The following is a 25739-nucleotide window of genomic DNA, read 5'->3' as shown; positions in this document are numbered from 1 at the left end:
AATCATAACATAACGATCGATAAAAAATATTTATACTCATTTATTTAAACGCACTAAGAATGTCAACTTTTATTTCTAACCTCATAAAAAAAGCTAAAGACAGTCACTGAAAAATTCAATGATTATCTCTAGCTCTATTATTTATTAATAAATTTTTTTAGAATCCTGGCATTCCTTTAGCATATTTTCCCATCGTAGCTTCTGTTTCTTTTTCTACCTTCGTCAATGCATCATTGACCGCCATGATCACTAAATCTTGCAGCATTTCTACATCTTCTGGGTCCACAACATCTTCTTTGATAGAGATGTCTTTCATTTTACGATCACCAGTAAACGTTGCTATTACTAATTGGTTTGTTGCTTCACCAACAAATTCTCTAACATTTAATTCCGCTTGTGCCTTTTCCATATCTTTTTGCATTTTTTGAACTTGTTTCATCATCCCTTGCATATTTCCCATGCCTCGCATCATAACTACCGTCTCCTCTTAATCGTTTATTACTTCAACAAGCGCTTCGCCAAACATCGCGATTGCTTCGTCTACTACTTGGTTATTGACTTCTTGTGCTGGTTCTTCATCTTCTAATAAATGATTATCTTCATTATTGATGGGTTGTTCAGCAGTTGTTGAATCTCCTTGAGTATCTTTGTTTTGGCTAATAAAGGACTGCCGTAATTTGGGCCAGCTTTCCTTCGTGATACAAACCATATCTGGTGCATAATTATTGACCAAACGGCTTAAATTATTGTGAACAGCCAACTGCATTTCTTCATCTTCCATGGCACGACCACAGACGATTTCATACTCAAAAGCAATTACTATTCCCTTAGGACTAGCGGCCACCGGTTCACTTGCTTTTAACATCGCTCGTTGAGTCACAGACATCATTTGCAATAAATCTTCCCAGACATTTTTGACATTCAGTAAATGATCTTTCGTCGCTTCATTCAGTACTTTGTATACTAACTCTGTCGGGATCCTTAGGGCATTTTTGCTACTAGTTGCTCTTGTTGGTTTAATCGGTTCAGCTTCTTTAGCCGTGACACCATTTTTCTTCAATTCAGTTAATTCTTTTTGTAGCTGTTCGATCTGTTGTTGTAAAGTAGTGATCTCAGCTGTCGCAATTGGTTGTGCCCCATTGGAAATCTCTACCGGTTTTTTAACAGATTTTGCCAACTTAACAGTTGCTACTTCAAGATAAATATTAGCATTATTGGTAAAACGAATATCATTTTGAGTATCACTTAAAATTTGGATCATTTGATAAATTTTTTCAGCAGCAGTCTGTCCCGCTAAGTTTTTGAAATTCTCAGTCAAATTTCCAACTTTTTCCGCTAATAAATTTGGTGCTTGTTGAAACATCAGTAAATCACGGCAATATAACAACAAATCTTCTAAAAAGCGTCTAGCTTCCTTACCCGAACTAAGAATCGATTCTAATATTTCTAAGGCTTGCTCCACATCACCTGTTACACAGCTCGAAATATACTGATCCATCATTTCGTATGTTAGACTACCGGTGACTTGCATTGCGTCTGTCAGGGTAACTTTTTCATCACTAAATGAAATCGTTTGATCCAAGATACTCAAAGCATCCCGCATCCCACCTTCAGCTGCTCGGCCAATCACATATAAAGCCTGTTCTTCAAACTCAATATCAATTTGCTTTAAAATATACCCTAAATGATCAACAATATCTTGTGTGCTGATGCGTTTAAAATCAAACCGTTGCGTTCTTGAAATAATCGTCAATGGAATCTTATGCGGTTCAGTCGTCGCTAAGATAAAAATAACATTTTGCGGCGGCTCTTCTAATGTTTTTAGTAATGCGTTAAACGCACCTGTCGACAACATATGTACTTCATCGATGATATAGACTTTATAGTCAGCTTGTGTGGGTGCATATTTGGCTTTATCGCGAATATCACGAATTTCTTCAACACCATTATTACTGGCTGCATCGATCTCAATGACATCGTTCAAACGTCCTTCAGTGATTGCAATACACGTCTCACATTCATTACATGGTTCCCCATCTACACTATGTTTACAGTTGATTGCTTTAGCAAAAATTTTCGCCGCACTTGTTTTCCCTGTTCCTCTTGGACCGGTAAACAGATAGGCATGCGAGGTTTTCTTTTGTATAATCGCATTTTTTAATGTCTGCGTAATTGCTTTTTGTCCAACAACGTCATCAAAACGCTGTGAACGCCAGACACGATACAAAGCTTGATAAGCCATAATTTACCCCTCCCTCGAAATTTCACTATCTTCTATTATACGTGATTTTTATGGATAAGGCATTAAAAAAAGCAAACTCATTAAAAAATAGTAAAAAAAAAAGCCCTAACTCTCGTCAGAACTTTCTAAAACAAATTAGATATGTGTATCTGTTTCTTCATTTTTAGTGGGTCCGTCCATCGCACGGAACATTTGATTATAACGTTCTTCATCTTCTTGATTATCTCTGATCACTTTTGAAAGTGTAAATGACGTAGAAATCAAGCCAACTGATCCCATCAAATAATACCCTTTAACCATCAAAGGTTCTTTTAAGGTGTACAAACCAATCAACATCAATGCCACGAAAAAGGCAAATGATCCCCAACTTAGAAAGACAAATGCAGGTGTGTTTCTGTAAGCTTTCTTTTTCATAATTCTCTCCTTTAAAATTAATAATACTTTTTTAGTATAGCATTACTTTTTATTAAATGACAATCTTTATTTTAATTTTAAAAAAAATAATAGACCAAAACAACAAACAAAAAATAACAGTTTAAGCATTTAAATAGGCAATATCTTTGGGTAAGACCAGTCGTCTTTTATCAATATACTTTCGTAGATCCGTTATATTCTTGAATGAAGGAATATCTTCAACGATCATGTTGATTTTTTCATCTATCGTTTCAAGTGCATAATTTGATACATATAAGTCATATTGTTGATCAACGTTATTCACCAATTGATCATAAAAATGGTTTTCTTGAACCGATAGGTTGACCTTGTTCCGGAAATTTTCTTTTAAAACAGAACTTAAAAACTGTGCATGTTCTTTACCTAGATCGCTTAACACCAAAACAGATAATTGACGTCTCATCTCATCTGTCAATTTACTGAGATCCTGCCAACGAATCGCCATTTCATGAAGAATACCATCTAAGTACATTGATTGCCAAGGAAATTTCATTTTTGCTTCCAATACTCCTAAAGCTTTCGTAACGACAGCTGTAAAAACGATGAAATTTTGTTTGATTGCCCGGCTTGAATATAAGTAACGATCATATACAATAAATTTTTTATAAGGAAACATCTTGTGTTTTGCGTAGAGGTACTCGATCAAACGGATAATGCTTATATTACTTTGTTCTGAGATAGAAATAGACAGTGCCTCTTTAATCGTTTTGACTAGATTCTCTGCTTGATAGATAACATTCACTTTTTCTTGTTCATTGTCCCAACCAAAATCCCACCAAAAAATAGAATAACAGAAATCTTCATACCAATTATCAGGCAATACCACATTTAAAGGTTCTGCGATTTCTTCAACATCCGCTTGATATTTTCTAACATCGATCGTTGTTTTAACAAAACTATTGATTGGATCTTTTCTATCCTGAATCAAAAATCCTTGCCGTTCGCGAATGATCGTGACCGCAATTGAATACGCTAAGTGAACGATTTGGCTATCATTTAGTTCTAGAGCAAATTTCTGATTGATCTTATTAGACAACGTAAAAACTTTTGTACGGTCTAGATGAAATGGCCATTCTCGGATTCCATATACTTCAATAAAATAGCAAGTAAAAAAATAGCGAATCTGACGCTCATCTTTTCCATGAACAAAATAAGGAGATCGGCTCATCTGAATATTGCGATCTTTGAGTGCCGAACTGATTATATTTGAAAGGCGGTATAAACTAGAATTACTTAAAAATAATTTTTTTTCCCAATAAACAGCTGGCCGCATCGGTTCAAAAAAGATCGATTCTAACAAAGAGAATGCATTCGATTCTTGAATAATTTCAATGTAAATATCATAGATCGACCTGTGTGGTGAAGCAATCAGTCGGATTCCATGCTTTCTAGAGGTCTCGATCGTCAGATAATCGGGCCAGCGATCTTCTATGTATTGACAATCCAACATGATTGTTTTTTTTGAACAATCGATACTTTCAGCTAAATAATCGGATGTAATCCAACTATTTGGACCATTTAACAAATTCAACAACAACACTCTACGATGCATAGATGGCGATAATAATCGTTCCATTTTATCTCCTCTTTCTTACTTTCTATTAAATTCTTCAAAAATTTCCAGTAGTTAAGAATTTTTTGAAGAAATCCTTATTTAACAACAATTATAACATCTTTATCATGGTTTTTGAATTAATCTAAAGCGCAACTCAATTGGTTTATTTAATCTTGGGTCTTATTATAAAAATATAAAAACGCGGATTTAAAATTTATCGATAAATGGAAAATCTCACCACATTTTTGGAGGGATTCTACATGAAAAAAAACACAATTAAACACACGATCATTATTGGTTTCATCAGCATTTTAAGCATTTTTTTACTTATTGGTGGTTTTATTTTCACCGATGCCTACAGTCGTGCAAACAGTTTGAATGCTAAACCGAAAAAAACAAACATTACCTTAGTAAAAAACGTTCCAACTGACAAAGAGTTAAGTAAACAGAATGTCACACCTAAGAAAAAGCAAAACAATGACAAAATAGTTGCTGTAAATACGACCAAAGATCCTATTGCGCCAACTACTTCCGCTCCAGAAGAAACGGTTGAACAAAATAGCCAAATAAACATCTATGAAGAAGTCACAGCAACTGATAATAAAGATGGAGACCTCACTGCCAAATTATCTGCAGATAAAACACTAGATACCTCTGTTTTAGGCACCCAAATAATCCATTATTCAGTAACTGATGCAAGTGGCAATTTTGGTGGGGCTGATAGAACATTTACGATTGTTCCAAAAAGTGAACCTGTTGTGGTTGCGGCTGGATCACAAGCTGAACCTCAGGTGACAGAACAACCAGCAGCACTTGCTGAGCCAGCGCAAATCGAAGTAGCAACCACACCTGTGGCACCTGTAGCGGCAAGCTCTTCCCCAATGACAATCACCATGAACGGCCAAACGACTCCTTATCAAAACGGCGGTCAAGGGAGTGGTCAAAGCGTAATCGATTCAAATCCTGGCGGTGTTGCTTCTACCTGGGGAGGTGCTGCTGTTCAATCAGAGGATGATGGACAAAATACTCATTTTATTGGTCACAATCCTGGGGCTTTTTCAACAGTCTTTTCATTAGGCTCAGGTAGTCAAATCGTTGTGACAGATGCAAACGGTACCCCTACAACGTATACGGTACGAACTTTACTTCAATTGGATGATTATGGCATTGAAGTTGGAACTGGAACCGACTATTGGGATCTTACTGTAGGTACAGGTGGTGGTGAACGAATCACACTTCAAAGCTGTGTCAATGATAATATCAATTTATTTGTTATTGCCTATAAATAAAATAAAGAGCATCACCTCGTTGATGCTCTTTCGATCAATTCTGTTGCAATCGTGATTTTTCTTGCGATCGGTGCTTGTTCATAAATAATCGACAATATCGTTTCAATCGCCAGCTCACCCATCCATTCTGTATGGATTTTAATTGTAGTCAACGGTGGACTAACATATTTGGCTACGCTGATATCATTGAACCCAATCACCGAAATATCTTCCGGTACTTTTAATCCAACTTCTTGAATCGCTTTTAAGGCACCCACAGCAAGTGCGTCACTAGAAGCAAAAAAAGCAGTTGGAAATGTTTGTGGCTGTCTACTTAAAAACTGTTTCATCACATCATAGCCACTATTAACAGTGAATGGCGCCTTTAGAATATACTCTTCATGTAACAAGTCCTTTTGTTCTAGAATCTCTTTAAAAATTTTCAATCGTTTATCTTCAAGTAATTCATGACTTCCTCGAGTATACTCTTCTCCAGCAAGTATACCGATTTCTTGATGTCCATGTTGAGCTAAGTAAGCCAAAACAGTCGACAGGCTTTGTTGAAAATCGATGACTAGAGAATTATACCCTAAATCAAGCGCATCAAAGTCAACAAACAATAAATTAGGATTTTTATCAAAAAGAAAATCCGCTTCAGCTTTGTCAAATTTTCCTAAAGCCAAAATCCCATCTGCAGTTTCATGCTCTAATTCTTCCATGGATCGTTTGACTAATTCAATACGCATCTCTTCAGCTTTTTTTTCAATCCCTAAACGAATCGATAGATAGTAAATGTCTTCTAATTCTTCTACTTCGTCATACCACTGAACGAATAGGATCTTTGCTTTAGCCGTCTTTGTACCCTTTTTATGCTTTGTATAGTTTAACTCTTCTGCCGCTTCAAAGACTTTTTGCTTTGTCTCAATGCCAACAGAAAGATCCGGATCATAGTTCAGCACTCTAGAAACTGTTGCAGGTGAAACACCTGCTAATGATGCGATGTCTTTGATCGTTGCCATGTTTTCACCAGCCCTTCTTTATAAACTATCGATAAAACGTTTAAAGGCCGCTTGCCCTTCCATCGTACGTTTATAAACACCAGCATCAGCTAAAACCTGGGCGAAAATTTGCCCCACCTCTTTTTGAATTATTTCTTTGGCATTGGCTTCATTAAAAGAAAAATTTTCCTTCATTTGATCTGCCCAGGCTTTATGATACTCGGCAATATGATGTTCTTTTTCTAAAACATATTTTTCCACTTCTTGAAGTTCATCATTTAAACGAGGCGGTAATACGGCTAAGCCCATCACTTCGATCAACCCAATATTTTCCTTTTTGATATGCTGAACTTCTTGATGGGGATGAAAAATACCAGCTGGATGTTCATCAGAAACATTATTATCACGTAGTACCAAGTCCATCTCAAATAACGAACCTTTGCGGCGTGCAATTGGTGTAATCGTATGATGCGGTGTTCCATCCTCTGAAAAAGCTCGAATTGAGACTTCCTCATCAGAATAGTGTTGCCATTTATCTAAAATCAAGGCAGCTGCCTCAACTAAGTCTTCTGAATTAGGACTTTGCAAGCGAATCACAGACATCGGCCATTTGACGATCCCAGCATTCATCAATGGAAAATCGCTTAGCTCAAAATATTGTTCGATCGGAGCTTTCTCCATCGGAAAGATATGTCGTCCTGCTTGATAATGATCATGGGTCAAAATCGAACCACCTACAATTGGTAAATCTGCATTAGAACCAACAAAATAATGTGGCAATACTTCAATAATTCTAGTTAAGCGATAAAATGTTTCCTTTGAGATGACCATAGGGCGATGTTCCTCTGACAGAATAATTGAATGTTCATTATAGTAAGCATATGGTGAATACTGAAATCCCCAACTTTCTCCATCTAAGTTCATTCGAATGATCCGATGATTCGTTCTAGCCGGATAATTTGTCCGACCTTTATACCCTTCATTTTCCATACATAAAACACACTTAGGATAATTTACCTGTGTGGCTTGACGTGCTGCCGCAATTTGCTTTGGGTCTTTTTCGGGTCTGGATAAATTGATGGTAATTTCTAATTGACCATACTCTGTTTCTGCTGGAAAAATGATATTTTTAGCAATAGCCCGTGTCTTAATATAATTATTTTCTTTACTTAACTTATAGAAATAATCAGTTGCATCGACCGGATCTTTTTCATAATGTTGGGCAAAAAGTGCATTCACAACTGAAGGTGGTGGTGTTAAAAAATCCATCAATTGTGCTTCAAAAATCTCTAAATCCGCTGATCCCTCTCGAAAAACCCCGTTTTTTAAAGCTTGTTCGACTAACTCATCTAATAATTCCAAGGATGTTTTAGTCACGACCACTGGAGAAACAGGATCTAATGACTCTTCACCAACCATTGCAAGTACCCGATTTTGTAAATAAAGACGATCCAACTCCATCCAACCACCAGCTTGAATAGCTAACGTGACAAAATCAGTAACAGTTTGACTAATTGACACAACGATTCCTCCTAAATTTAAAAGCTGAAAGAGCTCGTTCAGTCTCGACTGGAAAATAGGAAAAATTGACTGAGGCGTTCTTTGTCTCATTCAATTTTTATCTTTTCCCGAAAGGCTAGCCTGTAAAGCTAGATACTGTTAAAAGCTGAACAGGCTCGTTTAGGCTCGTAGAAAAATAGGAAAATATGATTATGACGCTTTTTGTCACGAGCAGATTTTATCTTTTTTCATAGAGACTAGCCTGTAAAGCTAGATAACATATGGTAACAACGTTCCGCTTTGCTTCACCTTGTACTTTTCAACATCTGAATAACAGAAGGAAGCAACGTTCCTTTCAGTTACCTTGTACCAAGTCTTTTCGTGCGACGAGTAATCACAGGAGCATTCAACATCAACTCATTTCTTCGTTGTGTTTCTTGGCATGTTTCAAAGCAAAATACTTCTTACTCATACCCTTTAGGATGACTAACATGCCATTCCCAAGCAGTTTTGATGATCTGTTTGATATCTGTAACTTGAGGCTCCCAGCCCAAAACCAACTTAGCTTTTTCACTTGAAGCAACTAGTTTACTTGGGTCACCTAGACGCCGCGGCAAGACTTTTGCTGGTATTTCTTTGCCCGTCACGGCACGTGCTGCTTCCAACATTTCTTTAACTGAATAGCCTGTATTGCTACCTAAGTTAAAAATGTTACTTTCATTTCCTTTTTGTAAATAATCTAAAGCTGCTATATGAGCTGCAATCAGGTCTTCAATATAAACATAATCGCGAATACACGTACCATCCGGGGTATCATAATCCTCACCATAAATACCTAGATATTCTCTTTGTCCTAAAGCTGTTTGTAAAATAATCGGAATCAAATGCGTCTCTGGATCATGATCTTCACCAATCGAAGCATCAGATTTTGCCCCAGCTACATTAAAATAACGAAGAGCTACGTAACGAATTTCATAGGCTTTATCACACCATTTCATCATTTTTTCCATCATTAATTTACTTTCACCATAGGGATTTTCTGGATTTGTCGGCATTGTTTCGACAATTGGCATTTCTTTTGGCTCCCCATACGTTGCAGCAGTTGAAGAAAATACAATATGCTTCACGCCGAACTCTTCCATTACTTCTAACGTAATTTGCGTACCGTGAACATTATTATTAAAATAGACCAATGGCTTTTCTACCGACTCACCAACTAATGAACTTGCAGCAAAATGAATCACACCATCGATTGTTTCTTTTGTAAAGACATCTTGCATAAATTTTTTATCGCGAATATCACCTTGATAGAATTTAGCTTTCTCATGAATTGATTGTCTATGACCTGTTTGTAGATTGTCGATCACAATCACTTCGTATCCTTTATTGATCAGTTGGTCTACTGCGTGTGAGCCAATATAACCTGCCCCACCTAAAACTAACATTGACATATTATTACCTCCTAATTGAATACAGCAAAGATCAAAATCTTTTTTTCGTATTCCTTATTTTACAGCTTTCTCGCTCCATCATCAACGTTTGCAATATAAAAATCTGCTGAGTAGCCAATTTTCTCATTGTAAACTTTTCCAACTTGTTCAATAAAAAACTCTAATTCAGTTTCCTTGACTAAAGCAATCGCACAACCACCAAAACCAGCCCCAGTCATGCGTGCACCTAAGACTCCTTGCTGTTTTTGTGCTGCCATAACTAATGTATCAAGTTCAATACCCGTTACTTCATAATCATCTTTTAAAGATGCGTGAGAAGTATTCAATAGTTGTCCAAAATAGGTTAAATCATTATCCGATAAGGCATTCTTCGCTTTGATCGTACGCTGATTTTCAGTCACCGCATGTTTTGCTCGCTTGATCAACACCTTATCTGCAATAATTTCTTTATTTTTTTCAAACAAATCCTCTGTCAGTTCTCCCAAAGCCTTGATGGGTAACACAGTTTGTAGACGGCTCAAAGCTAATTCACATTCCGCCCGTCGCTCGTTATATTTTGAATCTGCTAATTCTCTGCGTTTATTCGTATTCATGATCACAATCACATATTCACCAAATTCTGCTGGTACTAATTCATAATCAAGCGTGTTTGTATCTAATAAAATTGCTTGGTCTTGTTTCCCCATGCCAATTGCAAATTGATCCATGATTCCAGAGTTGACACCGATGAATTGATTTTCCACTCGTTTTCCTGTCTTCACAAGCTCCAGCATACTAAGCCCTAGATCAAATAGATCATTTAAGATAACACCCATTAACAATTCAATTGAAGCGGATGATGAAAGTCCCGCACCATTTGGAATCGTACCCCAAAAAAGAAGATCCATACCTTGATCGATAGTGTGTCCTGCTTCTATTAAATATTTGATCATTCCTTTTGGATAATTCGTCCAATCATCGGCTTTTTTGTAGGTTAGATCCGTTAATGCTACTTCGATAATCCCTAATTCTGAAAAATTCTCTGAATAAAAACGAATAACTTGATCTGTCCGCTTCCTAACAGCACCATATGTTCCAATCGTAATTGCCGCTGGAAAAACGTGGCCGCCATTATAGTCAGTGTGCTCCCCAATCAAGTTGATTCTTCCAGGAGCAAAAAATAGTTCATTGGTCTCTATTCCAAATGTAGAATAGAATAGTTCTTGTAAGTCATTTTCCACAGTGATCACCTCTTAATACATTTTAGTAAATTAATTGTAAAACATTTACTAAACTTTTACAAGCTATTTCATAAAACGATTACATTTATTTAACTAATGTTAAGAAGTAGACAAGATCACTGCCTTTTTATTCTATCTATTGGATTTTTTTCTTACTTTAGTTCATAATAGAATTGTCTAACTAAGTGAGAGGAGAATGTATATGAAAAAATTTATTTCAGGTATGCTAGTAGGAACAGCTGTAACATGTGCTGCTGTTGTTGGCTTTGCTGCCACAATCAAGAAAACAGTTCTTGATCCAATCGAAGAAAAAGAAGACATGATCGAGGAAAACCGTAAAAAAGCAATGCGCAAACGCATCTCTAGATAATAAGAAAAGCGAAATAAAGCGTTTAGCTTTAGAGAAAATTAGGAATCTGTACATAGAACGCTTCTTGTTCTATGTACAGATTATCTATTTTCCTCAAAGGCTGCTTTATGTAGCTAGATCAAAGAAAAGCGGAACACGTTTGTTCAGATTCTGAGCGATATAAGAGAACTAATTTTAGCAGGGTGCTTTTCCCTGTGAATTAATTCTCGTTATCGCCGAGGAATCTAACGTGTGTAGCTGGATCATAAGAAAAGTGAAACAAAGCGATTAATCTTAGGGAAAAAGAAAAAAACTGTTTTTATCACAAACAGTTTTTTCTTTTTTCATATTTTTTTAGTCAAAAAAGCTGTAAAAATTGTACTGGCAATCACATCAGCTTCTCTTAAATTCCACGGATCTGTTCCCGGTCTGGATGTTGCCGCTGTCAACCAATGAATTCCCTCCGTTGGAATACCATAACAAAAAAGTCCAGGGATTGGTTCTCCTTCTTTTGACTGTAGTTGATTCGTTGTCCGCTCCACTAATAGCGCACCCGTTTTATAAGCTTCTCCTGTCGTTAGAGTTAACTCATGTAAACTCGCTATGCCGTCATTTAAAAGTTGTTGGATTAATGGATTTAAACTGAATTGATTGGCAGTTCTCGGTAATCTGGCTTCAATTAGGAAATGAGTTTTATATTTTTCTGTCGGATTACTCTTTGAAAATCCAATAAATCTTCCTGCATCCGTCATAATTTCCAATTTTGGCCCGACCAGTGTCACGATTCCTGCTTTGATCAAAGCCTTAAGTTCGGCTGTTCGCTCTAAAGGCGGCCCGATTGATAAAAAAGCATTCAGAGGAGCAAACCAATCCCATAACCATCTCTTAGTCTCATCATTTGAAAAAAGCTCCTGATCTAACATAAAACGAACTTCATCTCGTAAATCCTTTAAACTGTCCAAAGCTGCCGCAAAAGGTCCTGTTATTGTCCCTTTCTTTGCTTGCTCAAAGTCCCAAGTCAAATAATCAATAATAAATGCTTGAAAAGACTCTGGCTCGTTCGTTGTTTGGTCTGGATGTTGAATTACTGACCAATCCCAGAAATCCTTTTGAGCGATACCATATTTTTTTAAAGTCGCTACGGTCCCTCTAGTTCGAATAAACTCCTCACTAAAACGAGTTTGATTCACATGAGGATAGTTAGCTTTAAGCAGTGCTGAATAATAAGCAAATTCCATTTCTTTTTTTAAAAGCTCAAAAAATTGCTCAGCAGAAAATCGGCCTTTTCTTTTAAACTTATTTAAACTCTTTTCTTTGAGAAAACGTGGCTGATACTCTATTCCGTAGCCTTTTTGATTGGCGCCTCTGGCGTGATAAGGAATTCCACGACCAGATCCTGCAATGATTTTAGGTTCTTTCCCCGAAGGTAAATAAACTAATTCACCATTTTCCTCTTTAAAAGTTCCACCTCGATCACTCATCAGTAAGGTTAAATAATCATAAAAAACCAACCCTAATCCTCTGATCAAAACTGGTGTATCCTCGGTAATTGCTTCAAGATAGGCATCTGCCGCATTTTTGGGTGGGCAATAAAACAAGCGATGCTCACTAGCATATGCGGCCAAGGCTTGTTCATGACCTATCAACTGATTCTCTTGATGACCTAATGCTAAAATAACTGTATCAACTGTTATTTCTACTGCTTTCGTATAGACGAGAAACTTCTCGTCTTGCTTTTTCACAGCTCGCACCGTATCTTTAAAAAGTTTAACAGAGGTCTGGTCCGTCATTCGTGTTTGAATATATTCATAAAACCATTTTTGATATAACCCATAAAAAACGCGTGAACAATGATCATTTGGTCCTAGTTTTTCGCATTCTTCTAGTAGTATCATTCTATTTTCAAGCTGTTGTCTTTTTATAAACTCCACCGCTTCGCCTTGTGCCCATTCATACAAATTTGGCCCTTTCGCGACTGGTCCGTTTGTGCTTAGCGTCTCATCTGTAAATAAAGTGACATGTGCTGCCACTGAATTCATCAACAAAGACATTGGTTGATCTGTTCGCCAAACTTTACCTCCAGGACCACAGGGATCAAACATCGTAATTTGAATGACTTGCTTTTCTCTTGACCATTCAACGATTCGTTCTAAAATTGAAAGTCCTCGAGGTCCACCACCAACAATCGCAATCTTCATCTGTTTACTCCTTTCAGACCTTTTTGATTTGTCTAATAGATCAAGCAGTCTTTGCTATTGCTTCTTTTAAAATAACAGCATTGTTATTTTCTTCATCTTTAGCACTATAAATCAATGTGATGATAGGTTGTTCTTTAGTAAGTTGTACTAGCTCTTGAAAAGCCGCTTGCGCCTTGCCAGACTGTAACTCAAGCAAATACTTTGTTTTAAATTCAGGAAATTTAACTGGATCATGATCAAACCATTTTCTAAGTTCGGTGCTAGGCGCGATTTCTTTTAGCCACAAATCTAACGCTTCTTTCTCTTTCGACATTCCTCTTGGCCACAAACGATCGACCAATATTCGGTAACCATCCGTGGGACTGACTTGTTCATAGGCTCTTTTTAACTGAATCATCATTGTCACCTCGTCTTTATTTTAACGTAATCACACAAAAAAGAAACGACTTATGATTTTGATTTGGAAATAAAAACACAGAGAAGTAAACGTTGTTCAACATTCGAACCCTCGTTTCTCTCTGTGTTTAATGAATCAAGTATTTTTCTTTTTCGTTTTGCCAGTCCAGCCTTCATAGCCGCCTTTTAAAATATAAAGATCTTTATAGCCATTTTTACGTAATTGATTCGCTGTACGAATACTCAATGATTTTTTTTGATCATAAATATAGACAGGTTGATCTTTACGAATGGAGTTCAACGTTGTTTTGATCGTTGTATAAGGCATACTGCGTGCGCCAAGAATATGGCCGGCATCAAATGAGTCTTTTTCACGAACGTCAATGATTTGTGCTTTTCTCATACCTTCTCTAAATTCTTCTTCTGTAATCGTTTTGGCAGAACGTTTTGCCATGATTCGAAGATATAACTCATTGATTCCCATTGCTAATAAAAGTGCTAATAAAACTCCGTTGATAATCCATAAAACATTCATTCTAAAATCCCTTTCTTACTCTTTCTCCGTAAATTGTAAGGCAAGTGACGCAGCACCAATCACACCTGCTTCATTACCAAGCTGTGCTAATTTGACTTGCGTACTGTTACGAACTTCTGGGAAAGTAAATTCTTCAAAATAGGTTTGAACACGGCTACGTAAAAATTCACCAGCCGCAGAAACACCACCGCCAATAACCACACTTGATGGATTTAGTGTATTTCCCACATTACCGATTGCAAGACCTAAGAAATAACACACTTTATCAACCACCATTAAAGCAAATGGATCATCTGCTTGAGCATAATCAAAGACATCTTTACTTGAAACATCTTGACCATCATCGATTGCTTGTTTCAACTCAGAATCGCCTGCATATTCTTCAGACATATGACGAGCAACTCGAACGACACCCGTTGCACTTGAAACAGTTTCTAGACAACCACGTTTCCCACAAGTACATTCAAAACCGCCAGGATCCACAGTTACGTGCCCGATTTCCCCTGCACAACCGTTAACGCCATGCAACAAGTTGCCTTCTGCAATAATACCGCCGCCAACACCTGTACCGAGTGTAATGAAAACAACATCTGGATTGTTTTCTCCAGCACCTTTCCACCGTTCACCTAAAGCGGCTACATTGGCATCATTGTCTAATACAAAAGGGATTCCGGTCGCTGTTTCAATTTGCGTTTTTACACTTTGTTTTTTTGTCCAGTTCAGGTTGTAGGCACCAATCACTGTACCATTTTTGATATCAACACTACCTGGAGTCCCCATACCAATCCCAATAAAATCCTCATGTTTCATGTCATAAAGAGCGATTCGGTGGTTGATCGACTCAATGATATCCGGCACAATATGACTGCCTTCATCCAGAATATTCGTTTCAATACTCCACTTTTGCTGAACATCTCCATCAGTTGTTAAAATCGCAAACTTAATCGTTGTACCGCCTAAATCAATCCCAATCAATTTCTTGTCCATTTACTCGGTTCCTTTCTCAGTCGCTCTGCTTTCTTCAATTCGATGTTCTCTTTGCAAGACACTTCTCGCATGAAGATACGTGTCTCGATCAATCAAGTGACCTTCATAAATATTTTTCAATTCAATCATCATCAACTCAATATCATAAATTCTGGCACCTACGTAAATATAGATCCCGAATTGTTTGAATAACTGCTGGACATCGTATAACGTTTCCATTTAAGCACTTCCTTATTATACAAGTAAACCGAATTTTTTCAAACCCAAGACTAAACAAACGCCTAATAAAAATACGAAAATAATTCCGGCAATGATCCGTTCATGGATATTAAACTCTTCTGAGCGATCTGGAACAGCTAAAGCTGAGGCAACTAGCAGTCCGCCAAGCAATCCGCCAATATGTCCCATAATATCCACTGAGCTACTAAATAAGTTAAAAATTAAATTGATCCCGATAAACGTCGCATACCGTTGCACCATAAATGAAATTGCAGGGTTGTTCCTAAAATGGCGACCTAAAATAACAAAAGCGCCAAATAGTCCAAATAATGCGGTACTTGCTCCAGCAGAAATACTGTTTGTTGATCCAAAAGTAAAACTAACGACATTTCCAGCAATACCACTTAATAAATAAATCAACAAGTAACGCCAGTGACCATAAATATTTTCCACTTGTGAACCTACATAATAAAGCGTCACCATATTTACTGCAAAGTGTAGCCAACCGATATGTAAAAACATCGGTGTAAAGAAACGCCAATATTCATGTAAATACAGAATCTCTTCTCGAGACATCGCACCCCAGCGAATCAAAACTAAACTATTTTCTGAGCCACCTGTTAATTCCATGCCTAGAAAGACAGTCGTGGTGATTCCAAGTAAAAGGTATGTCACCAACGGTTGCTTTAATAATCTCTTGATTTTCATTTGAGTTTGATAATTCATATGTTCCTCCTAGCTGATAAATAATCGTTTTACAGGTAAATCAAAGGATTCCACCTGCCAATTTTCCTGAATCTGTTCACTGAATACCAAACTGCACGTTTCCCCTTGGTAATGTTGTAGGAAGCGATCATAAAATCCCCCGCCAAAACCAATCCGAAAGCCTTCATGGGTAAACACGATCCCTGGTACAACCACTAAATCGATTATTTCAGCCGGTACCTCTGGTGCAGCTATCGGCTCATCTACACCAAATGCGGATTTTTCAAAACGTGTTTTAGGGTTTACGGAATGAAATGTCAACTGTCGTGCCTTTCCTGCAATTGGCATTAGGATTTTTTTCCCTTCCTGCCAACCTCTATTGAGCAGAATATGGGTATCAAATTCAAAATCAAGTGGTTTCGTAAGCGCAATCGTCTGGGCTTTTTGCCAAGCTGGATCGTTGAATAATGTTTGACTAATTTCTGCCTCTTTTTGCTCTTTCAGCATAGGATGATCATGAAGCCATTTCAAGTTTGCTAAACCTAATTTTCTTAACCGTGCTTTTTCCACATTCACGCCTCCTTAATCAGAAAAAAATGCTACTATTTCTTAACATCTGATCGCTTTTTAACCTTACTTTGTAGTTTATAGAAAAACAGACCAAATAGCAAACAGACTTCTAGTTTTTCATCCCAGAATTTAGTCTTTTTTGCAACCAATTGCTGATTGCTTTACAGACCTCGATTTTTTCATTTTCAAATAAAATTTCATGGCGCAAGTCAGCAAATAAAACGAGTGATACATCCTTGATTCCAGCTTCATCTAATTCTTTTGCAACTTTCCGTGGTCCTATACCAAAATCGCCTACTGGATCTTGTTCACCACTAATCACCAAAACCGGTAAATCCTGATCAATGTTTTGGGCCCAACCATTTTGATTTGCACCATCAACTAAACGAAATAACGTATAAAACCCATTATTTGTAAATGTAAAACCCGTTAACGAATCAGTTTCATAATTTTTGACGTTTTCTTGATTTTTACTTAACCAATTAAAACGACCATTTTCTGGAAACTGTTTGCTAAAACTTCCAAAGGCCAGATGATCCAACCATTTATTTGTTTTTTTCGGTGCGGTAACATTCAATCCTTTCGTTAGCGAAAGAGCGAGCGGTAACATAGAAGCTTTTTTACCAGTTCCCATAAAAATCGCTCCACTGATATCAGCCTTATATAATTGTAAATAATTCCGTAAAGCAAAAGAACCCATGCTGTGGCCTAACATAAAATGCGGCAAATCCGGATAATTATTCTCGATCCATTCTTTGATTTGATCAATATCTTCCAATACAAAGGTTATAGGTTCAGTTTCGCCAAAATATCCATGCTTTGATTCAGCCTCTAGTACAGATTGACCATGACCTAGATGATCATGTCCCACCACTACAAAGCCTAATTCATTCAGATACTTAGCAAATTCATGATAGCGTTCAATATATTCTGCCATGCCATGAATGATTTGGACAGTTCCAACCCTCTCACCTTGAGGCTCCCAGCAGATAAAATGGCTTGTTGTTTTGTGATCTGATGAAAAAAAAGTATTGTGTTTCATATTTTTCCCTCTTCTCAATTGATACATTTTATTATAAAGTATTCTTAGCAAATGAAATAGTCAAATGTGCATTTTCTTTTATGATTATTTAGAAGGAGAAAAAATGAAAATTCAACTGATTGGAGCATCTGGGACAGGAAAAAGTACCTTAACTATATAACTGCTATAAAATTCCGATCGTAGCGCTAGAACTTTGTAAAACCAATGATAAAAACTGTCACCGTTGTTCCAACATTAGCACCCATAATCACACCGATTACCTGACGTAATGACATAAAACCAACACTCACCAAGCCTACAGTCAAGACCGTCGTACCAGAACTACTTTGGAAAATCGCCGTCAAAATCAAACCTGCTGATACCGATCTTAAAGGGGTGGATGTAAAGGTATTCAAAATCTCCCGTAACGAATCCCCCGCAGACTTTTGCAGACCATCCCCCATATACTTCATACCAAATAGAAAAATCCCTGATCCTCCGAGAAAAGGAAACAAATTTCTTGATAGGACACACCTGTTCCTCCTTTATTTAAAAGCTGAATGAGCTCGGCCAGCCTTGACAGGAAAATAGGAAAACATGCCTGTGACGCTCTTTGTCACATTCAGGTTTTATCTTTTTTCCGAGATATCGACCCACTAAACTAACAATTTAAATAATAAACTCCTTTTTAAGAGTTCAAAAAAACAAGCCTCTTGTAAATAAATTATTGTTTTTTTCATCATAAACTTAATACTGTTCAACACAATATTTTCATTATAAACAAAAAAAGAGTTGAGAAGCGTACGTTTCTCAACTCTGAATAAAAAACTCAAACCATCATCATATAAACACCCGCAGCTACGGTGGCACCAATTACTGGACCAACGATTGGAACCCATGAATAAGCCCAATCAGAATTTCCTTTAGTTGGAATCGGTAATAATTGATGTGCTAAACGTGGACCAAAATCACGTGCTGGATTAATTGCATATCCAGTCGGTCCACCTAGAGATAAACCAATTGATAAAATCAACGCCCCAACAACTAATGGATTTAAACCATCTGTAAAGTTATGTTGTGAAAATGAAAGTAAGCCTAAAACTAAAACAAATGTTCCAATCACTTCGGTCACCATATTTGCTGGATAATTACGAATTGCTGGACCGGTGGCAAAGGTTCCTAAAACGGCTCCTTGATCTTCCGTTACTTGCCAATGTGGTAAGTAAGCCAACCAAACCAAGACTGCACCCACGACCGCCCCAAGTACTTGCGCTACAATAAACGGTACAACTAGACTCCATTCAAAACTACCAGTCATCGCCATTGCGATTGTAACTGCTGGATTCAAGTGCGCTGGTCCCATGTATCCCGCGACATAAACCGCGATAGTAACTGCCATTGCCCAACCAAAAGCAATCACGATCCAACCAGATGCTTCAGCCTTACTTTTCTTTAGATTGACTGCCGCACACACACCATCTCCTAAAAGAATCAAAATCATTGTTCCTAAAAACTCACTGAAAATCTGTGTCATATTTGAAGTATCCATTTTACTTCGTCCCTTCTTTCAATGTACTCAAGTCAGATTCTGCGATCAATTGATTTAATTCAGTCGTATAATATTCCTTTTGTTCCTCAGACCAATGATGATAATGACTCATTTCAGAAATCACGCCTTGTTTGACTTCATCTAGCGTGTCTCTCATGAAAAGTAAATGATTGGTTCTACGAACAAGATAGTCTGCAGGTGTTAAAACCATTTCATTTTCTAACGCATAATGCAGTGCTAGTGTTTCAGCTAAACTTAAACCTGTGACTGGTTCAGTTGTCGTAATTTTTTCAAAAAGTTCAGTAACATTTGAACCATAAAGGTGAGCAAGATACTCTGCCCCTTCTTGACTCAAACCTTGTTCCATCCCAAGTTTCGCAAGCGCTATCAGTTCTGTTTCTACATTTGCCGCATCAAGATTGCCTCCTGAAACAGGATACGTTTTAGAATCGATCAGCTGGAACTCACTACTAAATTCTGCTTTCAAAATTCGTTGAATTTCTTTTAATGCACCTTCAGCCATTTTACGGTAATCTGTGATTTTCCCACCTGATAGTGTCAGCAAACCATCATCTGAGCGTTCCAGTAGGCTACCACGAGAAACTGCCGAAGGATTTTCTTTACTCTCTGCCAATGAATCTTCTAAATGATTCAAAACATTTTCTACATCAAAACGGCTTGCTTGTTGATTTTTATACTTAGCAACGATATCGATGACTTGATCAAAACTTTCATCAGAAACCTTACCATTATTCCCACCGTTATAATCTGACCCGCCATTTTCGGAAATCAAGGGTCTAAGACCTGCCCAGCTTGCTTCGATATCATCAATCGTCACATGTGCCTTAGGATAATGGCTATTGACAATTTCCAATAAATAATCAACATCTTCTTGCGTAACCGTAGGATGTTCATAATCTTCTGTATAGTCTGTATCTGTTGTACCAAAATAGGTTTTTTTCTCTCTAGGAACTACGAAAACCATCCGGCCATCATGTTTTCCTGTATCAAAATACGTTGGTTGTGGTACGTGTAACTTACTACTATCAACAACAAGGTGAACCCCCTTAGTAGGCCGCATTTGTGGTACTAATTTTTCTTTCATGTCCAGACCACGAACCATATCGGACCAAGGCCCAGTGGTATTAATAACAACTTTAGCCTTGATATCAAATTGTTCCCCTGTCAATAAATCTTCTGCTTTTACACCAATGATTTTCCCTTGATCGTTTTGAATAAAACCAACAGCTTTCACCTTGCTGACTAACAAACCACCATCTGAAGCAGCTCTTTTAATATTTTCAATTACAAGGCGAGCATCATTATTTCTAAAATCTAGATACACACCACCGCCCTGTAACCCTTCACTTTTTAATTGTGGCTCTCTTTCCAGCACTTCTTCTTTCGTCAATGTGTAATTTTCATATTTTGTGCCAATCACATTCGCTAAACGATCATACAAGTCCATCGCTACTTTGACAGAAAACATATTAAAGGTTGCTTTTGGCTCATCGTAGATCGGTAAAAGCATGGGGTCTGGCTTAGGAATATGTGGTGCAATTGCTTGAACCACTGCCCGTTCTTGGACAGTGTCTGCAACAACTTCTACATCAAAATTTTTCAAATAACGAATTCCGCCATGAACTAATTTAGTTGAACGTGAAGAAGTCCCTTCAGCAAAATCCTGCATTTCGATTAACCCAGTTTTCATGCCAGCAGCACTTGCTTGTAAGGCAACCCCAGCGCCAGTAATACCACCACCAATGATCAATAAATCTAATTCTTCAGACTTCATCTGTTCAATAGATACTTGTCTGGTTTTGCTTGAAAATGACATACCACTCACTTCTTCCCTTATTTTGATTTATGTTTGAACATTTGTGTTGCAGCGACTGCTTGTTGCCATCCTTCATATAAATCGTCACGCTCTTCATCAGACATTTTTGATTCAAATATTTGGCCCTCTTCATAAAATTCTTTCAGCTCATCTAAATCTTTCCAAAAACCAACCGCTAACCCAGCTAAAAAGGCTGCACCTAATGCTGTTGTTTCTAAATTTTGAGCTTTTTGAACTGACGTATTTAGAATATCCGCTTGGAATTGCATCAATAAATCATTATTAGCAGCTCCACCATCAACTTTCAAAATAGGAATAGCGATTCCAGTATCTTTTTGCATTGTGTCGATGATGTCACGAACTTGGTAAGCGACTGATTGTAAGGTTGCTTTTACGAAATCTTCTCTTGTTGTTCCTCTTGTTAAGCCAAACACAGCACCTCTTGCATCAGAATCCCAATAAGGTGCGCCCAAACCTGTAAAAGCGGGCACCACATAGACTTCATTTTTATTGTGCGATTCATTAGCTACTGCTTCTGATTCTGCAGCTGTTTGAATCATCTTCAAGCCATCACGTAACCATTGGACGGCTGAGCCTGCCACGAAAATGCTCCCTTCTAGAGCATAGTAAACTTTGTCATTAATACCGTAGCCTACAGTAGTCAGCAAGTTATTGTTAGACAGCTGCGGTTTTTCTCCTGTATTCATTACAATAAACGATCCTGTACCATACGTATTTTTGACCATGCCAGGTTCAAAAGCCATTTGTCCAAACAAGGCAGCTTGTTGGTCACCAGCCATTCCGGAGATAGGAATCTCACTACCATAGAAGTGATAGTTTTTTGTTAACCCATAAACTTCAGAATTTGATGTCGCTTTTGGTAACATTATCCGGGGAATGTTTAAAATCTCTAAAATATCTTGATCCCAATCTAGATCATGAATATTGAACAACATTGTACGGCTTGCATTAGAATAATCTGTTACGTGAGTTTCTCCACCTGTTAATTTCCAAACCAACCAAGAATCGATCGTTCCAAATAATAACTCTCCTTTTTCAGCTCGTTCTTGCGCACCTTCAACATTATCTAAAATCCAACGAATCTTTGTTGCTGAAAAATAAGCATCTACGATCAAGCCCGTTTTCTGATGAATCATGTCCCCATGACCCTCTTTTTTTAGTTGATCAGCAATTAGCGAAGATTGACGTGACTGCCACACAATCGCATTATAGATTGGTAATCCTGTTTGCTTGTCCCATACAACTGTCGTCTCACGTTGATTCGTGATCCCAATTCCTGCTATGTCAGAAGGTTTAACACCAGACTCGATTAAAGCCCCTGCAATGACAGATTGAACTGAGTTCCAAATTTCATTTGCATTATGCTCTACCCAACCTGCTTTAGGAAAAATTTGTGTAAATTCTTTTTGAGAACTGCCAATATTATTCCCTTTCTTATCAAAAATAATTGCTCTTGAACTAGTTGTCCCTTGGTCGATTGCCATGATGTACTTTTGTTCTGTCATTGTTGTTTCCTCCTTATTTTAAAAGCGTAGCAGGCCCGTTTAGCTCTGACAGAAAAATAGAAAATTATGACTGAGGTGCTTTTTGCCCCATTTATAATTTGTCTTTTTTCCTAAGAGCTAGCTAGCGAAGCTAGATAATACATAGTAACAAAGCCCCTTTTTGAAAACGCTTTATATTTTATGTATTCATAATAATCGCAAATGACATTCTAAAAACGTCATCTTTTTTTTTATTTCAGAAATAATTGAAAGTTTTTACGCATTCCCTTGTCTCATCAGTAACAAGCCCGAAAATAAAATAGACAACTATTTTTGTTTTTGGGCTTGTTCTTTTAACTCATCTTCTATTATGCAGTTCACGAATCTTCACTCGTATTTGATTGATATCATAGGTCGAGCCTAATTCTGACAATACATAGACCTCTTTTACCGAACGATATACATTAGGCTTCATGACATTTGTGATCAGCAAGTCATAGCTTTTTTTAGCATCATAGGTTTCAATCGTTAAGCCGTTTAAATTTTTTAAACTCAATACCAAAACTTGCGTCATAACTTCTTTATACAAATGATCCATCTTCAAATTAATACCGATAAGCGTTTCACCAACGATTTCAAAATCAATGATCGCTAGTACACTAAGGTATTTGACCAATGACCATTCGTGTAAACTATTCCCTTTTTCATAACATTTCCCAAAACATTCCAAACTTCGATCTAAAAGAATATGCGAAAAGTCAGCCAACTTATGACTAGATAGACTCTGTTCCTTTTGCCAAATATTTTCTCGATCAAATAATTCCAGCTCTCCCTTAAAAAAGTATAAGCGACTGTGAATCTGAGAGAAGTAATAGAAGATTTTTTTCTCCAACTCTGGGAAAAATTTTTGAGGACGATAATATAAAATCACATGCTCTAATACAAATGTATCGGCTAACGACGTTGGTGTACGTCGCCCTCGAATCAAACTATACTCCGCAAAATCAGCCTCTGCTAAAACAGACATACTAGTTAAAAAAATAAAATGGAGCAAACTTTCTTCTTCGTCAATTTCAATAGGATAACGGCTAAAGAAACGCAATACAAAAGAACGTAGTGTTTTGAAAAAAGGATCTTGTTCGTACACTTGACTCTTATTGTAGAGCTCTTTAAATTGTTTCGACTGAACAATAATTCTTTTTTTACTGATTGTCAACCATAAACTAATTTTTAGTTTACCGTGTTCCTCAAAGGACAGAGATAACGCTTTTTCCAAAGCTTCGATGATTCGCGAATTTTGAACCGTTAATGTTTTTTCCTGATGAATTTCATATGGTGTTAAAAACCAATAAACTTGAAAATAAAAATAACGAATTTGTAGCTCTTCTCCTTTTAATTGCCCGTTGCGGATTTTAAGATCAAATTCTTTCAATAACGAATTCAGCTCTTTGATTTTGCGGAATAGAGACGATTCACTGATCATAAATTTAGTTGTCAGCTGAGCGATCGTAAACTCCCGATAATGAAATAAATAGTCAATCAGCTGAAACTTAATAGATGCTCGGACATAGTCATCAACAACTTTACTTATGGAAAACGCATCTGACATGTGAATGGCAACCCATTGACCATCATAAAATAGCGAGCAGTCTTTTTCATACGGTTTTAGATAATACCCCAATTCCTTCAAATCACTTTCAAAAGAAGCTTTGGACACACCTAAATAATCCAACAGTTCAGTATCCTCGATCCTGCCACCAGCCAAAATCACCTTTTTTAAAATTCCAACTTCTCTTGCTTCTTTTCTATCTAATAAGGCTTCAATTTTCATCTGCTTCACTCCACAAACCTTCAAATGCTAGCTGGTTCGTGATATCGATCACGTTGGAATAATAGGGATGATACAAAAAATCTTTCTGATAAAACTCTTCGAGCGTTTGTCCCGCTTGAATACCAAGTGCAAGTGTGTTGATTTTTTCTAAGATATCTGCTTTTGAAACCAATTGTGCTCCTAATAATTTATGGCTATCTTTTTCAAATATAATTTTGCTGCTAATCGTTTCACCACCGGAAAATAATGAGCTTTTTTGCTGAACATGAGCAACTGAAATTGGCTGCTCATAAAATAACCCTTCCGCTTCAGTCAATCCTGTACTTGCTACATAATGGTCAACAAGCTTAGTCCCAATCGTGCGAATCGATCCTATAAATGGTGTTGTAGGTTCGACTAAATTTTGTGCGACCACCAAACCTGACCTAACCGCATTATTTACTAAGGGAATATAAAACGATTCATTCGATAAGCTGTAAGGCACTTGAATGCAGTCACCAATAGCAAAAATATCTACTTGCGAGGTTTCCAAATATTCATTCACAAAAATGGTACCATCTATATGCGTCCGAATCTGTTCGTCTAAATAACGTAAATCGGGTCGAACATTCATCGCAAAAATAGCACTATCACATAATAGCTGTGACTTCTTCGCTTCTATCACAAGTCCTTCATCTATGTCAGTCATTTTTTCTACGGTCTCATCAAAATGAAAGACAACTCCGCGTGCCACCATTTCCGCTTGAACTGGCTGGATCATTTCTTCATCAAAATATTTAAATAGCAAATAATCCATACGTTCAAAGAGATGGACTTCTTTATTTTTTTTCAACAAAGTATCGGCTGCTTCAGCTCCAATTTGGCCACCACCGATCAACGCTACTTTGCGGCTATTTTCTAATTGCTCGATTGCTTGTAGCACACCAGGTAAAAATTTATATTTCAATACTTTATCTGAGTCGCTGCCGAGAATATTTTGCGACCATTGACTAGAGCCTGTTGCTAAAATAAGTTTATCAAATGAGATAAACGACTCAAGTGCTTCTTTTTCATAGTTAATAATATGTTGCTTTGCGTCTATACTAACAACTTCTGCATTTAACAATAACGTTAGTCCCTGATCAACTAACTCTTGTTCTGAAATAAATTGAGCCGTTTCGATCGGATTGATTGTCTCATTAAAATAAAGATTGATGCCGCCAGGTAAATAGCCGATTGTTTGCTGCTTATCCATTAAAATAACTTCAGCCTCTGGATGTTTTTTTCTGATAGCTAAAGCCGCAGAGACTCCGGCAAATGAAGCTCCTATGATCACAACTTTCATAGCAAACCCTTCCTTCTAAGTAAATA

Annotated in this window: 23 protein-coding genes and 1 pseudogene; 2 read left to right on the top strand and 22 right to left on the bottom strand. The window is 37.2% G+C overall.

What is annotated here, in order from left to right:
* Positions 1 to 157 precede the first annotated feature (157 nt).
* The 4 genes from A5819_RS10370 to A5819_RS10355 form a co-directional block, all read right to left on the bottom strand.
* A complete protein-coding gene (locus A5819_RS10370; protein WP_086278723.1) occupies positions 158 to 472 on the bottom strand; it encodes a YbaB/EbfC family nucleoid-associated protein in 315 nt (104 codons plus the stop codon).
* Between the two features lie 15 nt (positions 473 to 487).
* Positions 488 to 2242 carry a DNA polymerase III subunit gamma/tau gene (gene dnaX, locus A5819_RS10365; RefSeq protein WP_086278722.1) on the bottom strand — a complete coding sequence of 585 codons (1755 nt, stop codon included), beginning with the start codon at positions 2240 to 2242 and terminating at the stop codon, positions 488 to 490.
* Positions 2243 to 2377: 135 nt separating this feature from the next.
* Positions 2378 to 2656, bottom strand: a complete 279-nt coding sequence (locus tag A5819_RS10360; protein WP_086278721.1) for a YiaA/YiaB family inner membrane protein — start codon at positions 2654 to 2656, stop codon at positions 2378 to 2380.
* A gap of 121 nt (positions 2657 to 2777) precedes the next feature.
* Positions 2778 to 4271: a helix-turn-helix domain-containing protein gene (locus A5819_RS10355; RefSeq protein ID WP_086278720.1), complete on the bottom strand. Its 1494-nt coding sequence runs from the start codon at positions 4269 to 4271 to the stop codon at positions 2778 to 2780.
* Positions 4272 to 4510: 239 nt separating this feature from the next.
* Between A5819_RS10355 and A5819_RS10350 the strand changes: the two genes are divergently transcribed.
* On the top strand, positions 4511 to 5539 hold the full coding sequence (locus A5819_RS10350; protein WP_086278719.1) for an immunoglobulin-like domain-containing protein: 1029 nt from the start codon (positions 4511 to 4513) through the stop codon (positions 5537 to 5539).
* A gap of 11 nt (positions 5540 to 5550) precedes the next feature.
* On the opposite strand, the gene A5819_RS10345 is transcribed toward A5819_RS10350, so the two are convergent.
* From A5819_RS10345 to A5819_RS10330, 4 genes are all read right to left on the bottom strand, one after another.
* Positions 5551 to 6537 (bottom strand): LacI family DNA-binding transcriptional regulator, encoded by a 987-nt coding sequence (locus A5819_RS10345; RefSeq protein WP_086278718.1) that lies wholly within the window; start codon positions 6535 to 6537, stop codon positions 5551 to 5553.
* Between the two features lie 18 nt (positions 6538 to 6555).
* The gene (galT, locus tag A5819_RS10340) at positions 6556 to 8037 is read right to left on the bottom strand and encodes a UDP-glucose--hexose-1-phosphate uridylyltransferase (RefSeq protein ID WP_086278717.1); all 1482 of its coding nucleotides are present in this window, start codon (positions 8035 to 8037) and stop codon (positions 6556 to 6558) included.
* Positions 8038 to 8480: 443 nt separating this feature from the next.
* Complete coding sequence (gene galE / locus A5819_RS10335; RefSeq protein ID WP_086278716.1) at positions 8481 to 9467, bottom strand: UDP-glucose 4-epimerase GalE; 987 nt, start codon at positions 9465 to 9467, stop codon at positions 8481 to 8483.
* Positions 9468 to 9526: 59 nt separating this feature from the next.
* Positions 9527 to 10687 carry a galactokinase gene (locus A5819_RS10330; RefSeq protein ID WP_086278715.1) on the bottom strand — a complete coding sequence of 387 codons (1161 nt, stop codon included), beginning with the start codon at positions 10685 to 10687 and terminating at the stop codon, positions 9527 to 9529.
* 202 nt (positions 10688 to 10889) lie between these two features.
* Here A5819_RS10330 and A5819_RS10325 point away from each other — a divergent pair, with 202 nt between their 5' ends.
* Positions 10890 to 11057, top strand: a complete 168-nt coding sequence (locus A5819_RS10325) for a DUF3042 family protein (protein WP_010760505.1) — start codon at positions 10890 to 10892, stop codon at positions 11055 to 11057.
* A gap of 323 nt (positions 11058 to 11380) precedes the next feature.
* On the opposite strand, the gene A5819_RS10320 is transcribed toward A5819_RS10325, so the two are convergent.
* From A5819_RS10320 to A5819_RS10255, 14 genes and pseudogenes are all read right to left on the bottom strand, one after another.
* On the bottom strand, positions 11381 to 13234 hold the full coding sequence (locus tag A5819_RS10320; RefSeq protein WP_086278714.1) for an FAD/NAD(P)-binding domain-containing protein: 1854 nt from the start codon (positions 13232 to 13234) through the stop codon (positions 11381 to 11383).
* 40 nt (positions 13235 to 13274) lie between these two features.
* Positions 13275 to 13631, bottom strand: a complete 357-nt coding sequence (locus A5819_RS10315; protein ID WP_086278713.1) for a DUF488 domain-containing protein — start codon at positions 13629 to 13631, stop codon at positions 13275 to 13277.
* A 135-nt stretch (positions 13632 to 13766) separates the two neighbouring features.
* On the bottom strand, positions 13767 to 14165 hold the full coding sequence (locus A5819_RS10310) for a rhodanese-like domain-containing protein (RefSeq protein ID WP_086278712.1): 399 nt from the start codon (positions 14163 to 14165) through the stop codon (positions 13767 to 13769).
* Positions 14166 to 14180: 15 nt separating this feature from the next.
* Complete coding sequence (locus tag A5819_RS10305; RefSeq protein WP_086278711.1) at positions 14181 to 15152, bottom strand: ROK family glucokinase; 972 nt, start codon at positions 15150 to 15152, stop codon at positions 14181 to 14183.
* Positions 15153 to 15371, bottom strand: a complete 219-nt coding sequence (locus A5819_RS10300) for a YqgQ family protein (RefSeq protein ID WP_010760500.1) — start codon at positions 15369 to 15371, stop codon at positions 15153 to 15155. It abuts the gene before it with no gap.
* A gap of 15 nt (positions 15372 to 15386) precedes the next feature.
* Positions 15387 to 16097, bottom strand: coding sequence for a rhomboid family intramembrane serine protease (locus A5819_RS10295; protein WP_086278710.1), 711 nt, complete (start codon positions 16095 to 16097; stop codon positions 15387 to 15389).
* A gap of 9 nt (positions 16098 to 16106) precedes the next feature.
* The gene (locus A5819_RS10290) at positions 16107 to 16646 is read right to left on the bottom strand and encodes a 5-formyltetrahydrofolate cyclo-ligase (RefSeq protein WP_086278709.1); all 540 of its coding nucleotides are present in this window, start codon (positions 16644 to 16646) and stop codon (positions 16107 to 16109) included.
* 109 nt (positions 16647 to 16755) lie between these two features.
* Positions 16756 to 17688: an alpha/beta fold hydrolase gene (locus A5819_RS10285; protein ID WP_086278708.1), complete on the bottom strand. Its 933-nt coding sequence runs from the start codon at positions 17686 to 17688 to the stop codon at positions 16756 to 16758.
* A gap of 197 nt (positions 17689 to 17885) precedes the next feature.
* Positions 17886 to 18182, bottom strand: a pseudogene (locus A5819_RS10280) (Na/Pi symporter); the annotation flags it as partial.
* A gap of 314 nt (positions 18183 to 18496) precedes the next feature.
* Positions 18497 to 19216, bottom strand: a complete 720-nt coding sequence (locus A5819_RS10275) for an MIP/aquaporin family protein (protein WP_086278707.1) — start codon at positions 19214 to 19216, stop codon at positions 18497 to 18499.
* A gap of 1 nt (position 19217) precedes the next feature.
* Positions 19218 to 21053 (bottom strand): type 1 glycerol-3-phosphate oxidase, encoded by a 1836-nt coding sequence (gene glpO, locus A5819_RS10270; RefSeq protein WP_086278706.1) that lies wholly within the window; start codon positions 21051 to 21053, stop codon positions 19218 to 19220.
* A gap of 17 nt (positions 21054 to 21070) precedes the next feature.
* Positions 21071 to 22579, bottom strand: a complete 1509-nt coding sequence (gene glpK / locus A5819_RS10265) for a glycerol kinase GlpK (protein ID WP_086278705.1) — start codon at positions 22577 to 22579, stop codon at positions 21071 to 21073.
* 337 nt (positions 22580 to 22916) lie between these two features.
* Positions 22917 to 24389, bottom strand: a complete 1473-nt coding sequence (locus A5819_RS10260) for a helix-turn-helix domain-containing protein (protein WP_086278704.1) — start codon at positions 24387 to 24389, stop codon at positions 22917 to 22919.
* A complete protein-coding gene (locus A5819_RS10255) occupies positions 24379 to 25713 on the bottom strand; it encodes an FAD-dependent oxidoreductase (RefSeq protein WP_086278703.1) in 1335 nt (444 codons plus the stop codon). The genes A5819_RS10260 and A5819_RS10255 overlap by 11 nt, the downstream gene beginning before the upstream one ends.
* Between the last annotated feature and the right edge of the window lie 26 nt (positions 25714 to 25739).

Source organism: Enterococcus sp. 7E2_DIV0204, assembly GCF_002140855.1.
Classification (GTDB): Bacteria; Bacillota; Bacilli; order Lactobacillales; family Enterococcaceae; genus Enterococcus_L; species Enterococcus_L lemimoniae.
This window is presented reverse-complemented; position numbering and strand designations above follow the sequence as displayed.

Excerpts from the sequence above, each read along its gene's own strand:
- A5819_RS10370 (WP_086278723.1), bottom strand. The coding sequence starts at position 472 with ATGATGCGAGGCATGGGAAATATGCAAGGGATGATGAAACAAGTTCAA.
- A5819_RS10345 (WP_086278718.1), bottom strand. The coding sequence starts at position 6,537 with ATGGCAACGATCAAAGACATCGCATCATTAGCAGGTGTTTCACCTGCA.
- A5819_RS10315 (WP_086278713.1), bottom strand. The coding sequence starts at position 13,631 with ATGATTCAGTTAAAAAGAGCCTATGAACAAGTCAGTCCCACGGATGGT.
- glpK (WP_086278705.1), bottom strand. The coding sequence starts at position 22,579 with ATGACAGAACAAAAGTACATCATGGCAATCGACCAAGGGACAACTAGT.
- A5819_RS10285 (WP_086278708.1), bottom strand. The coding sequence starts at position 17,688 with ATGAAACACAATACTTTTTTTTCATCAGATCACAAAACAACAAGCCAT.
- A5819_RS10255 (WP_086278703.1), bottom strand. The coding sequence starts at position 25,713 with ATGAAAGTTGTGATCATAGGAGCTTCATTTGCCGGAGTCTCTGCGGCT.
- A5819_RS10300 (WP_010760500.1), bottom strand. The coding sequence starts at position 15,371 with ATGGAAACGTTATACGATGTCCAGCAGTTATTCAAACAATTCGGGATC.
- A5819_RS10310 (WP_086278712.1), bottom strand. The coding sequence starts at position 14,165 with ATGAATGTTTTATGGATTATCAACGGAGTTTTATTAGCACTTTTATTA.
- A5819_RS10260 (WP_086278704.1), bottom strand. The coding sequence starts at position 24,389 with ATGAAAATTGAAGCCTTATTAGATAGAAAAGAAGCAAGAGAAGTTGGA.
- galE (WP_086278716.1), bottom strand. The coding sequence starts at position 9,467 with ATGTCAATGTTAGTTTTAGGTGGGGCAGGTTATATTGGCTCACACGCA.
- glpO (WP_086278706.1), bottom strand. The coding sequence starts at position 21,053 with ATGTCATTTTCAAGCAAAACCAGACAAGTATCTATTGAACAGATGAAG.
- A5819_RS10360 (WP_086278721.1), bottom strand. The coding sequence starts at position 2,656 with ATGAAAAAGAAAGCTTACAGAAACACACCTGCATTTGTCTTTCTAAGT.
- A5819_RS10320 (WP_086278714.1), bottom strand. The coding sequence starts at position 13,234 with ATGAAGATTGCGATTGTTGGTGGTGGACCTCGAGGACTTTCAATTTTA.
- A5819_RS10295 (WP_086278710.1), bottom strand. The coding sequence starts at position 16,097 with ATGAATTATCAAACTCAAATGAAAATCAAGAGATTATTAAAGCAACCG.
- A5819_RS10350 (WP_086278719.1), top strand. The coding sequence starts at position 4,511 with ATGAAAAAAAACACAATTAAACACACGATCATTATTGGTTTCATCAGC.
- A5819_RS10325 (WP_010760505.1), top strand. The coding sequence starts at position 10,890 with ATGAAAAAATTTATTTCAGGTATGCTAGTAGGAACAGCTGTAACATGT.
- A5819_RS10305 (WP_086278711.1), bottom strand. The coding sequence starts at position 15,152 with ATGGACAAGAAATTGATTGGGATTGATTTAGGCGGTACAACGATTAAG.
- A5819_RS10275 (WP_086278707.1), bottom strand. The coding sequence starts at position 19,216 with ATGGATACTTCAAATATGACACAGATTTTCAGTGAGTTTTTAGGAACA.
- A5819_RS10355 (WP_086278720.1), bottom strand. The coding sequence starts at position 4,271 with ATGGAACGATTATTATCGCCATCTATGCATCGTAGAGTGTTGTTGTTG.
- dnaX (WP_086278722.1), bottom strand. The coding sequence starts at position 2,242 with ATGGCTTATCAAGCTTTGTATCGTGTCTGGCGTTCACAGCGTTTTGAT.